General features: G+C 69.1%; 11 protein-coding genes and 1 tRNA gene. 7 read left to right on the plus strand and 5 right to left on the minus strand.

The window, feature by feature from the left end:
- A complete protein-coding gene (locus ACXJ1Y_RS09590) occupies positions 1-1536 on the minus strand; it encodes a cation:proton antiporter (protein WP_463849793.1) in 1536 nt (511 codons plus the stop codon).
- Positions 1537-1633: 97 nt separating this feature from the next.
- Between ACXJ1Y_RS09590 and ACXJ1Y_RS09595 the strand changes: the two genes are divergently transcribed.
- The 4 genes from ACXJ1Y_RS09595 to ACXJ1Y_RS09610 all read left to right on the plus strand — a co-directional run bounded on the left by ACXJ1Y_RS09595 (position 1634) and on the right by ACXJ1Y_RS09610 (position 6366).
- Positions 1634-3229, plus strand: a complete 1596-nt coding sequence (locus tag ACXJ1Y_RS09595) for a gamma-glutamyltransferase family protein (protein ID WP_463849794.1) — start codon at positions 1634-1636, stop codon at positions 3227-3229.
- 68 nt (positions 3230-3297) lie between these two features.
- Positions 3298-4023, plus strand: coding sequence for a YoaK family protein (locus ACXJ1Y_RS09600; RefSeq protein WP_463849795.1), 726 nt, complete (start codon positions 3298-3300; stop codon positions 4021-4023).
- Positions 4024-4139: 116 nt separating this feature from the next.
- Entirely contained in the window at positions 4140-4529 is a 390-nt protein-coding gene (locus ACXJ1Y_RS09605) for a hypothetical protein (protein ID WP_463849796.1), read from the plus strand.
- A 151-nt stretch (positions 4530-4680) separates the two neighbouring features.
- A complete protein-coding gene (locus tag ACXJ1Y_RS09610) occupies positions 4681-6366 on the plus strand; it encodes a methyl-accepting chemotaxis protein (RefSeq protein ID WP_463849797.1) in 1686 nt (561 codons plus the stop codon).
- Positions 6367-6418: 52 nt separating this feature from the next.
- Here ACXJ1Y_RS09610 and ACXJ1Y_RS09615 read toward each other — a convergent pair whose 3' ends face one another.
- The 4 genes from ACXJ1Y_RS09615 to ACXJ1Y_RS09630 form a co-directional block, all read right to left on the minus strand.
- A complete protein-coding gene (locus ACXJ1Y_RS09615) occupies positions 6419-6898 on the minus strand; it encodes a hypothetical protein (protein WP_463849798.1) in 480 nt (159 codons plus the stop codon).
- 201 nt (positions 6899-7099) lie between these two features.
- Positions 7100-7186: transfer RNA gene (locus ACXJ1Y_RS09620), tRNA-Leu, on the minus strand.
- A 35-nt stretch (positions 7187-7221) separates the two neighbouring features.
- Positions 7222-8427, minus strand: a complete 1206-nt coding sequence (locus ACXJ1Y_RS09625; protein ID WP_463849799.1) for an FAD-dependent monooxygenase — start codon at positions 8425-8427, stop codon at positions 7222-7224.
- A 17-nt stretch (positions 8428-8444) separates the two neighbouring features.
- The gene (locus ACXJ1Y_RS09630; RefSeq protein WP_463849800.1) at positions 8445-8702 is read right to left on the minus strand and encodes a zinc-finger domain-containing protein; all 258 of its coding nucleotides are present in this window, start codon (positions 8700-8702) and stop codon (positions 8445-8447) included.
- Positions 8703-8912: 210 nt separating this feature from the next.
- Between ACXJ1Y_RS09630 and map the strand changes: the two genes are divergently transcribed.
- The 3 genes from map (at position 8913) to ACXJ1Y_RS09645 (ending at position 11989) form a co-directional block, all read left to right on the plus strand.
- The gene (map, locus tag ACXJ1Y_RS09635) at positions 8913-9737 is read left to right on the plus strand and encodes a type I methionyl aminopeptidase (RefSeq protein ID WP_342164866.1); all 825 of its coding nucleotides are present in this window, start codon (positions 8913-8915) and stop codon (positions 9735-9737) included.
- An 8-nt stretch (positions 9738-9745) separates the two neighbouring features.
- Entirely contained in the window at positions 9746-10453 is a 708-nt protein-coding gene (gene radC, locus ACXJ1Y_RS09640) for a RadC family protein (protein ID WP_463849801.1), read from the plus strand.
- 99 nt (positions 10454-10552) lie between these two features.
- Positions 10553-11989 carry a circularly permuted type 2 ATP-grasp protein gene (locus ACXJ1Y_RS09645; RefSeq protein ID WP_463849802.1) on the plus strand — a complete coding sequence of 479 codons (1437 nt, stop codon included), beginning with the start codon at positions 10553-10555 and terminating at the stop codon, positions 11987-11989.
- Positions 11990-12007 lie beyond the last annotated feature (18 nt).

The raw sequence follows: 12007 nt of genomic DNA on the forward strand, positions 1-12007 counted from the left end.
TCACAGGTCGGCGCGCGGGGTCGCGCTGAGTTCGGCCCAGTCGAACTCTTCTTCCAGCAGGAAATAGGCGTCGTCGCCGATCTCGCCCTTGCGGCGCATCTCCATCACCTTGTCGCGGGCGGCGAGGATGGCGTTGAGCCGCGCGGCGTCGGCGGGCAGGCTCTCGGGGGCGCGCCCTTCCTCGTGCGCCTCGGCTTCGGCGAGGGCGGAGCGGAACTCCGCGCGCAGGGAATCCGTGGCGGCGCAATCCTCGCCTGCTTCGAGGCTCTTGAGCGCCGCGCCGTAGGCGGCGGCCCGCCCGCGCCCGACCTCCTGGCCCACGGGGTCGTCGTCGGGGAGCTTCAGCAGTCTGAGCAGCGGGCTCAGGGTGAGGCCCTGCAGCACCAGCGTCCCGAGCACGGTGAAGAAGGCCGTGAACACCACGAGGTCCCGGTGCGGAAAGTCCTGCGGCAAGGCGAGCGCCGCCGCCACGGTCACGATCCCGCGCATCCCCGCCCAGGCGACGGCGACCCCGGCGCCGAGCCTAGCCCGGTCCCCGTGCGGGCCGAGGCCGAAGCCGCGCAGGCCGCTCGTCGGGAGAACCCAGGCGAGCCGCGCCACGACCACCGTCAGGAAGACGAAGCCCGACAACAGGATCGCCTGCCATTGGTCGGTGGGGTTCAGCCGCTCCAGGATCGGATCGATCTGGATGCCGATGAGGACGAAGGCCAGCACGTTGATGACGAACACCGCCGTGTCCCACACGGCGTAGGAGACGATCCGCGCCCGCGGGGCGGTGACGCCCGGCGCCCGCCGCGCCACGGTCATCGCGAAGGTCACGACCACGAGGACGCCCGACATCTCGACCCGCTCGGCGGCGAGCCATAGGCCGAAGGCGGCGACGAATTGCAGGACGATGGCCGTCGGCGGGTCGCTGATGCGCTTGCGCAGGGCGACGAAGGCGATTCCGAGCATCGGCCCGACGACGAAACTCGCGGCGACGCCGAACAGGAAGCCCGGTAGGGCCTCCCGCATCGAGAAACTGCCCGCCATCGCGGCACCGACGGCGAGACGATAGAGCAGAAGCGATGCCGCATCGTTGAGCAGGCTCTCGCCCTTGAGAATGGTCGCCAGCCGGTGGGGCATCGGCGCATGGCGAAGCACCGCCATCGCCGCCACCGCATCCGGAGGCGCGACGATGGCGCCGAGCGCGATACAGGCCGAGATCGGCATGTCGGGCACGATCATCCTTGCCACGACCGCCACCGCGAGGCTCGTCACCACCACCGCGCCGACCGCGAGGCCGAGCACGGGTCGCCAACTCACCCGCAGGTCGCGCAGCGAGGCGTCGAAGCCGGCATCGAGCAGGACGGGGGCGAGGAACAGGGCGAGCGCCAGTTCGGGATCGAGGCGCAGGTTCGGCACGCCGGGCACGAAGGCGAGGCCGATGCCGCCGATGGCGAGGAACGCGGGATACGGGGCGCCGAGCCGTGCGGAGAGCCCCGTCAGGATGACCGCGCCGAGCAGGACGGCGACGGTCCATTCGAAAATCAACATCGCATGGACATAGGGCGCGACGGGTCTCGCGCCGGGTATAAGCTTTGCGTTGACCGCCGCCCTCGCCTATTCGACAGCAAGACCCGCCGGACACGCCATGCCCGAGACACCGATCTTCTCGTCCGCCGCCGTCGCGGCGCCGCACAGCCTCGCGGCGCAGGCGGGCCTCACCGTCTTGGCGCAGGGCGGCAACGCCATCGAAGCGATGGTCGCCATGGCGGCGTCCATCGCGGTGGTCTACCCGCACATGAACGGCCTCGGCGGCGACGGCTTCTGGCTGGTGCGCGAGCGCGGTGGGAAGGTGCGCGGCATCGAGGCCTGCGGCCCGGCGGGCCGGGAGGCCACCATCGCCCGCTACCGGGAGAAGGGCTACGACGCGATTCCGCCCCGTGGCCCGGAGGCGATGGTGACGGTGGCGGGCGCCGTCGGCGGCTGGGCCCTCGCCCTCGAACTCTCGAAGGCGCTGGGCGGCCGGCTTCCCCTCGAAACGCTGCTGGCCGACGCGACCCGGCAGGCCCGCGAGGGTGTGCCCGTCTCGGCGAGCGAGGCGCGCTACACGCCGCAGCCGGGCGACACCCTCCACGAGGCGCCGAACTTCGCCGCGACCTTCCTGAAGGACGGCAAGCCCTTCCCGGCGGGCGAGACGCGGCGGCTGCCGCAACTCGCGGGAACGCTCGAACAGCTGAGCCATGCCGGGCTGGACGATTTCTACCGGGGCGATATCGGCCGCGAGATCGGCGTCGACCTCGAAAAGCTCGGCGCTCCCGTTTCCCGCGCCGACCTGAAGGCCTACCGGCCGGCGGAGCGGGCGCCCCTCACCCTGCGCCGCCGGGACGCGACGCTCTTCAACTTTCCGCCGCCGACCCAGGGCCTCGCGGCGCTCATCATCCTCGGCCTCTACGACCGCCTCGGCATCGCCGAGCCCGAGACGGCCGCGCATTATCACGGGATGATCGAGACGACGAAGCGCGCCTTCGCCATCCGCGACCGGGTGGTGACGGACTTCTCCCGCCTGCGCCACGATCCCGCGACCTTCCTCGACGCGCAGCGCCTCGCCGCCGAGGCGGCGCGGATCGAGATGAAGCGGGCCGCCTCGATCCCGGTCGTCTCGCATAGCGGCGACACCGTGTGGATGGGTGTGATCGACAAGGACGGGCTCGCCGTCTCCTACATCCAGTCGGTCTATTGGGAATACGGCTCCGGCACGGTGCTGCCGCGAACCGGCCTCGCGTGGCTCAACCGGGGCGTGTCGTTCTCCCTCGATCCGGCTTCGGTGAACCCGCTGGAGCCGGGGCGGCGTCCGTTCCACACCCTGATCCCGGCCCTCGCCTGCTTCGACGACGGCCGCGTCATGGCCTACGGCTCCATGGGCGGTGACGGGCAGCCGCAATTCCAGGCGCAGATCTTCGCGCGCTACGCCGATTATGGGATGTCGGTGGCGGAGGCCGTCGATGCCCCTCGCCTGCTCTACGGCCGCACCTGGGGCGCGCCGTCGCTCAGCGTGAAGGTCGAGGACCGCTTCGATCCCGCCTGCCTCTCCGCCCTGGAGCGGATGGGCCACGAGATCGAGCCGGTGGGCCAGGCCTACAGCGACACCCTCGGCCATGCCGGGATGCTGGTGCGCCATTCCCGCGACGGGCGCATCGCCGCCACGCACGATCCGCGCTCCGATGGTGGGGCGCTGGGGCTGTAGCTCGGTAACGTCCGGCCGGTATCATCCGGCCGCGCCCGATCTCTCGCCTCCTACCAGACGCCGCCGCCATGCTTGTTCACGAAGGGTCCACCCGGACGTACAGGATCGACGAACGCCTCGGCTGGACGTTCGCCGCCATCGCGGGGGCCCTGAACGTCGCCGGCTTCTACGCCTTCGGCACCTTCTCCTCGAACATGACCGGCAACGTCTCGGCGCTCGCCGACCATCTCGGCCTCGGCGAGGTGCGGATGGCGCTGTTCGGCCTGCTCCTCGTGCTGGCCTTCGTCGCAGGGGCGATGGCCGCGACCCTGCTCATCGATGCCGGACGCACGCGGCACCTGCCGGGGGTCTACGCCTACGGAATCCTCGGCGAGGCGGCGATGCTGCTCGTCCTCGGCTGTGCCGCCCCGTTCCTGCCGGAGGACGTGCGCGGCGCGGTGCTGGCGCTCGGCCTCAGCTTCCTCCTCGGGTTGCAGAACGCCACCGTCACGCAGATCACCAACGCGCGGGTCCGCACCACCCACGTCACCGGCATGGTGACGGATATCGGGATCGGGCTCGCCAACCTCCTCGAACGCCGTCCCGACGTCGACCGGGACAAGCTGCGCCTGCACCTTGTGACCGTGGCGGCCTTCCTCGGCGGGGGCATCCTCGGCGTGGTGCTGTTCCAGATGATGGGCACCGCGCTCCTCGTCGTGGCGGCCTGTGTCCTCGCCGCCCTGGCCATCCCCGGTATCACCATGGCCCGGCGGATGCGGGCCTATGCGGGGTCGGTGGAATCCCGCTCGGCCTGATGCCTCCGCAAGCTGAACGGTTGCTGCCAGACGGCTTCAGGGCCGGTGCAGGCGGTGCACGGCATTCTCTCTCCATGGCCGGAACAGCCGGCCGAAGACATCGAGAGGGTTGGGCCATGAAGACGTTCGCTACTCTGGCCGCCGCCACCCTGGTCATGGTCGGGTCCCTCGGCGCTCCGCAGGCGCAGGCCCGGGGCGGCGGCGCCGTCGCCGCCGGCGTGATCGGCGGCCTCGCCGCGGGCGCCCTCCTCGGCGCCGCCATCTCCGAAGCCCATGCCGAGCCCGCCTACGGATACGGCTACGCCCGGCCCGCCCCGGCCTACGGCTACGGTTATGCGCCGGCCCCGCGCGTTCGCGCCTACGAGGTCGATGAGGGGCCGGTCTACCGCACCGAGCGCGTCGTGCGCCGCTACGACGTCGATCCCGACGACGGCTATCGCTACGCCGGTTACGGCTACGGCCACCGCCGTCATTGCGACCGGCCCTACGGCTACGGCGGCTGGTGATCGCCCCGGCCCCGCAGCGATCCATGCATCGCTGCGGGGCGCTAAAATATATCGCTGTCTGCAATTTAGGCAGCGATTGAATGATGTTTATACAATCTTCAATATGTATTTTTATGCATGGCGGCAGTGTTCTTTTGACTGGCCGTTCACCATGCATGTCTCCATCAAGGCGGCCCTCGGGGGCATGTTCGGCTTGTCGGCCCTCGTCGCGGCGGGGCAAGGTTACATCGCCGTCGAAAGCCTTTCCGAGATGAAGCGCAACGTCGGCGAGATCGGCCGCGTGAAGTTACCGGCGGTCAACGTCGTCAATCAGATCAACACCGCGATCCGCGACCATCGCGTGAAGCTCTACAGGCTGGTTCTGTCGTCGGAGACGGCAGAGAATCTTGTAGAGAACCGGAAGGCGGTCGATGCCGTCGGCAAGGCCATCGACACCCTGCGCCACGACTATGAAGCCATGGACAAGACCGCCGAGGAGCGTGCCCTCTACGAGCGGTTCTCGACCCTGTGGGCCACGTATCTCACGCAGCAGGCGACGGTGGTCGACACCCTGGCGGCGGGCAACCGAAGCGACGCCGTGGCGATCCTGCTCGGGCCGGACCTGCTGCAACTGGCGACCAACGCCTCCGACACGCTGAAGAAGAACGTCGCGGTGAACAAGCAGGCCGCCGAGGTCGCGGTGAACGGCACCATCGCGGATGCCGAATCGGCGATTCGTACGGCGGGCCTCGCCGCCGGCCTCGTCGTGGTGCTGTCGCTGCTGGCGGCCCTGTTCAGCTTCCTGCGCATCTCGCGGCCGATCCATCGCATGACCGGCGCGATGGAAATGTTGGCGGCCGGCGACACCACGGTCGCCATCCCCGGCGCGGGCCGCAGGGACGAGATCGGCGCCATGGCCGCGACCGTGCTGGTGTTCCGCGACAACCTCATCCGCGAGCGGCAGCTCGAGGAGGAGACCCGCGTGGCCCGCCTTTCGGCCGAGGAGCAGCGCCAGGCCGCCATGCGCCAGATGGCCGACGGGTTCGAGGCCGCCATCGGCGGCATCGCCACCCTGGTCTCGTCCTCCGCAACGCAGTTGCAGGCGACGGCTCAGGCGATGTCCGGCACGGCCTCCCGCACCGCCGCGCAATCCACCACGGTCGCGGTCGCGGCCGAGGAGGCGGCGGTGAACGTCACCACGGTGGCGGCTTCCGCCGAGGAACTGGGTTCGTCCGTGCAGGAGATCGGCCGGCAGGTCGCGGGTTCGGCCGATCTGGCACGCCGGGCCGTGGACGAGGCCTGCGAGACCGCGTCCTCCGTGCAGGAGCTGAACGAGGCCGTCGCGCGGATCGGCGACGTGGTGACGATGATCGCCCACATCGCCGGGCAGACCAACCTGCTGGCCCTCAACGCGACCATCGAGGCGGCCCGCGCCGGGGAGGCGGGACGGGGCTTCGCCGTGGTGGCCTCCGAGGTGAAGGAATTGGCGGGCCAGACGGCGCGGGCGACCGAGGACATCGCGACCCAGATCGCCCGGATCCAGGCTTCGACCGGCCAAGCGGTGCGCGCCATCGATTCGATCGGCGGGCGCATCCGCGAGATCAGCGGCGTGGCGACGGCCATCGCGGCGGCGGTGGAGGAGCAGGGCGCGGCGACGCAGGAGATCGTCCGCAACGTCGCCCAGGCGGCGACGGGCACCGGCGAGGTGACGAACACCATCGCCGATGTGGCGGAGGCGGCCGAGGAGACCGGCGCGGCGGCGAGCCAGGTGCTCGACGCGGCGTCCGAACTCTCGCGCCATTCCGAGCGCCTTCAGGCCGAGATGACCCGCTTCGTGGCGACGGTCCGCGCGGCGTGAGGCTGGGCCGAACCGGCACGGATGGCGCGCAGCGCCTCCGTGCCGGCATCGCTCAGGGCAGTTTCCAATTCGCCTTGTGCGGCACGAGCACCATCGGCCGCGCGCCCTCCGGCACCTTCATCGCCTGGAAGGTGTAGTCCGCCGAACCGGTTATGCCCTGATACTTCCCGGTCCCGCCGACGAACTCATGCCGGCCGGTCTTGGCGTCGGCGAGGTAGGTCGAGAAGACCTGATCGCCGTCCTTGTCGGTGTCGATGCAGCTGCCGCGATTGACGACATCGTTGCCGTTGGCCTCCCGCAGACCCAGGCACCGTGTTCCCATATTGTTGAATGGTCCCTCGCCGGCATCGTTGCGGGTGATGCCTGCGCTTTCGTAGATGGACGCAAGCCTGTCGCCCATTTTCATCGGCGTCGCGGAGATATTCACATAGTGCGTCGTGTAAGACGCTGAACCTTCTTTCGGGAAATTCTGTGCCGAAGCGCCCGAGCAAACGGAGATGACAAGTAGAGAGATCGAAACTATGCGCAACATCGTCCCCTCCCATCGTTGAAGGTATTATTTGCCGTTCACTCGAAATTTCGAGAATCGGCAATCGACGATGATGCGCAGGTTCTGATCGCGCTTAATATCATAGAAACGGTTTCAGCGGACACGATGAAGTGATCAGCCGCCGCTGCTGGCAGATTTCGTTGTACGAATTGGGCGTCTGGTTTGATGATGGCGGCGACGACTTGGTGCGGACGGCGGGAATCGAACCCGCACGGCCTTGCGGCCGCAAGATTTTAAGTCTCGTGCGTCTACCGGTTCCGCCACGTCCGCTCGAGGCGCAGCGGTAAACGCCGCGCCCTCCGGGATCAAGCCGGAGGAGTCCATCCATAGACCCAGGCGTAACGGTCCCGCATGCCTGTCGGTCCCAAACGGCTCATCACGGCGTTGCGCACGAGGCCGACCATGCCGCTCGCATGGTAGCTGCGCCCGTTGGCGCGGGCGGCGCGCTGCACCTGCCGCACGCGTGTCTCTCGCGCCTGCGCATAGGCATCGAGCGCATCCGGCACCGTAGGCGCGTCGGCGAGGGAGCGGGTCAGCACCGCCGCGTCCTCGATGGCGAGCGCCGCACCCTGCGCGAGGAACGGCAGGACCGGATGGCCCGCATCACCGAGCAGCGCGATCCGCCCCCGCGCCATTGGGCGCGGCGCGGGACGATCGGCCAGGGACCAGACGAGCCATGAATCAGGCAGGGCGAGCACCTCCCGGAGGGGCTCGGCGCAACGGCGGAAATGGGCGCGCAGCACGGCCGGCTCGCCGAGCCGTCCCCACCCCTTTTCGCCCACCGCCTCCGGTACGACCGCCACGACGTTGAGCAGGCTGCCGCCCCGCACCGGGTAATGCACCACATGCCGCCCGCGCCCGAGCCACAGGCCCGTCGCCTCGCCCTGGAGCGAAACCGGCACGGCCTCGCGCGGGACCAGGGCACGCCATGCCGCCGCCCGTCCCGGCCGCAGCGGCGCATCGTCGAAATGCTTGCGGAGCGCTGAGCGCAGGCCATCCGCCCCGATCAGCAGATCGAACTCCAGCTCTTGCGTGCCCGTGCCGGTATCGGCCGTGAGGAGCACCCGCTCCGACCCTTCCCGCGCCTGCGTGGCCGAGCGGCCCATCAGCAGGCGAATCCGCGGCCGTGCCCGCACCGCGTCGAGCAGGAGCGTCTGCAGGTCGGCCCGGTGGATCACGTAATAGGGCGCGCCGAAGCTCTCCCGCGCCGAAGCGCCCAAGGCGACGCCGCCGATCCGCCGCCCGCTTTCCAGGGCGCGCACCTCGACCCCCGGCGGCTCGCTCGCCGCCCGGCGCAGGGCGGCGGACAGGCCGAGCCCGGCCAGCACCCGGCTGGCGTTGGGGGAGATCTGGATACCCGCTCCGACTTCGCTGAAACCGGTGCGCCGCTCGATCAGCGTGACCGCGTGGCCCGCATCTGAGAGCGCGAGCGCCGCCGTCAGGCCGCCGATGCCGGCGCCGACGATCCCGATGTCGAGTTGGATGGCGGGAGGGGTCGGTTCGGGCGACACCGCTCTCGGACGCCCCCTCAGGCCGCCGCTGCCGCCGAATCGTCGTGCCAGACGCACTCGGCCGGTTCGGCCGCGCCGGCACCCAGCGACGGCTGGTAGCGGTAGAGCGTCGAGCAATACTGGCAGATGATCTCGTTGTCCGCGCCCATGTCGAGGAACACGTGCGGGTGGTCGAACGGCGGCAGCGCGCCGATGCACATAAACTCCTTCGCGCCGACCGCGATGGCCGGGACGCCGGGTTCGTTGTGGAAATGCGGTACCGACTTGCCTGCCATCCGGCCCTCGCCTGCCCCGCCCGTGGGGCATGTCCGCCTGCGCTTATGCCGCCCCGGCCCCCGGCCGCGCAAGGGAGGCGGCGCGCGAGCCTCGCGGACAGGACATGCCGTTTGCGCATCGCCCGTCGCGCGGGGCGCTTGGCCTGCCGGCTGGCGCACCGTACATAGACACGAACGGCAGCAAGACGATCCTACCAGAAACCTCTGATCATGATGCAGGAACAGGCGAGCGCTCAGGCGCGCCGGGCGCCGGAGCCGCCGATCCACGGCCCGGAGGATTTCGCGGGGATGCGGCGGGCGGGGCACCTGACCGCCCAGGCCCTCGACCTCCTGATGGAGGCGACCCAGCCCGGCGTGACGACCGATGCCCTCGACAAGCTCGCCTTCGAATTCGCAATGGACAACAAGGCCTATCCGGCCTCGCTGTTCTATCGCGGCTATCCGAAGTCGATCTGCACCTCGATCAACCACGTCGTCTGCCACGGCATCCCCAACGACAAGCCGTTGCGCGAGGGCGACATCATCAACCTCGACATCTGCCTCATCCTCGACGGGTGGCACGGCGATTCGAGCCGCATGGCCTTCGTCGGGGAGGTGCCGCGCAAGGCGCAGCGCCTGTGCGAGATCACCTACGAGGCGCTGATGCGCGGCATCGCGGCGGTGAAGCCCGGCGGCTCCACCAACGATATCGGCCGGGCGATCCAGAGCTTCGCCGAGTCCGAGCGCTGCTCGGTGGTGCGCGACTTCTGCGGCCACGGCCTCGGGCGCAGCTACCACGATGCGCCGACCATCCTGCACTACGTCGAGGCGAGCTACGACGTGCCGCTCAAGCCCGGCCAGTTCTTCACCATCGAGCCGATGATCAATCTCGGCCGCCCGGCGGTGAAGGTGCTGGGCGACGGCTGGACCGCCGTGACCCGCGACCGCTCCCTCTCCGCGCAGTTCGAGCACACGGTCGCCGTGACCGACACGGGCGTCGAGATCTTCACGGTCTCACCCAAGGGCCTCCACCAGCCGGTCAATCCGGCGGCCTGAGGACGGGCGTGGAAGCCGCGCCGCCGCCGGCTCCCCTCGCGGAGGAGCCCCACTATCTCGGCCACCGGGACCGCCTGCGCGACAAGTTCGCGGAGGCCGGGGGCGACGCCCTCCCCGATTACGAACTCCTCGAATTGCTGCTGTTCCGGGCGATTCCCCGCCGGGACGTGAAGCCCCTCGCCAAGGCGCTGATCCGCCGCTTCGGCAGCCTGGCGGAGGTGCTGGGCGCCGAGCGCGCCCGGCTCCTCGAAGTCGAGGGGATCGGGCCGGGCGTCGTCAGCGATCTGAAACTCGTGGAGGCCGCAGGCCGCCGCCTCGCCCGGGGCGCGATCCGCGAGCGCGACGTGCTCGCCTCGTGGAGCGCCCTCTCCGAATACCTGCGCGCGACCATGGCCTTCGCCCCGCGCGAGGAATTCCGCATCCTCTTCCTCGACAAGCGCAACCATCTGATCGCCGACGAGGTTCAGGGGCGGGGCACGGTGGACCACACCCCCGTCTATCCCCGCGAGGTCGCGCGGCGGGCGCTCGAACTCTCGGCGACGGCGATCATCCTCGCGCACAACCACCCTTCGGGCGATCCGAAACCCTCGGCGGCGGATGTCAGCATGACCCGCGAAATCGTTTCAGTCCTGGCGCCGCTGAACATCGTGGTGCACGATCACGTCATCATGGCCCGTAACGGTCATGTGAGCCTGAAAGGGCTCAAGCTCATCTAGAAGTGGCGCCCCCCTGGTAAGCCGGCTCGGGACCGCTACGCTAACGGCCATGGCGCGCCTCTTGCCTCTTGAGCTTGAGCGCTTGGGAGAGAGCACAGCATGGCTGCCGCAGCCTTCGACGAAATGACTGGCCTGGGTGGCTCTGCCGATCCGAGCACCCTCCGCGAGGCCTATGGTCGGTTGAAGGCGTGGCTCGATTCGACGCCCGCCGACCATTTCAACACCCGCCGCTCCCAGGCCGAATTGCTGTTCCGGCGCATAGGCATCACCTTCGCCGTCTATGGCGACACCGAATCGACCGAGCGCCTGATCCCCTTCGACATCATTCCCCGGGTCATCACCCGGCCGGAATGGGATTTCCTGGAACGGGGGCTGAAGCAGCGCGTCACGGCCCTGAACATGTTCCTGAAGGACATCTACGGCGCGCAGGAATGCATCAAGGCCGGCATCATCCCCGCCGACCTCGTCTACCGGAACGCCCATTACCGGATGGAGATGCGCAACTTCCGGGTGCCGCACGATCTCTACGTGCATATCGCCGGTATCGACATCGTCCGCACCGGTGAGAAGGACTTCTTCGTCCTCGAGGACAATGCCAGGATCCCCTCCGGGGTCTCCTACATGCTGGAAAACCGCGAGGTGATGCTCCGGCTCTTCCCGGACCTGTTCTCGAAGCATCGCGTCGCCCCGGTCGAAAACTATCCCGACGCCCTCCTCGCGACGTTGCGCAGCCTCGCCCCGACCTCGGCCACCCGCGATCCGACCGTCGTGCTGCTCACCCCCGGCCGCTTCAATTCGGCCTTCTACGAGCACTCGTTCCTGGCCGACAAACTCGGCGTCGAACTGGTGGAGGCGTCCGACCTCTTCACCAAGGACGACGTGGTCTACATGCGCACCACCGAGGGACCGCGGAAGGTCGACGTGATCTACCGTCGCCTGGACGACGACTTCCTCGATCCACTGGTGTTCCGGTCGGATTCGGTGCTCGGCGTGCCGGGCATCATGAACGCCTACGAGCGGGGCTCGGTGACGCTGGCGAACGCAGTCGGCACCGGCATCTCCGACGACAAGGCGGTCTACAGCTACATGCCGGAGATCGTGAAGTTCTTCACGGGCGAGGAGCCGATCCTGCACAACGTGCCGACCTTCCGCTGCCGCGAGAAGGAGGCCTTCTCCTACGTGATGGACAACCTGTCCGAACTGGTGGTGAAGGAAGTGAACGGATCGGGCGGCTACGGGATGCTCGTCGGCCCCCATGCCAGCAAGCGCGAGATCGACGATTTCGCGAAGAAGCTGCGCCACGCGCCGGACGGGTTCATCGCCCAGCCGACCCTCTCGCTCTCCACCTGCCCGACCTTCGTCGCCTCCGGCATCGCCCCGCGCCACGTCGACCTTCGGCCCTTCGTGCTATGCGGGGCGGACGAAATCCGAATCGTGCCCGGCGGTCTGACGCGCGTCGCCCTCAAGGAAGGATCCCTCGTGGTGAATTCGAGCCAGGGCGGGGGCACGAAGGACACCTGGGTGCTCGACGCCTGAGAGTCCGAACCCGTTCAA

It is taken from the genome of Methylobacterium sp. TK26 (assembly GCF_055361565.1).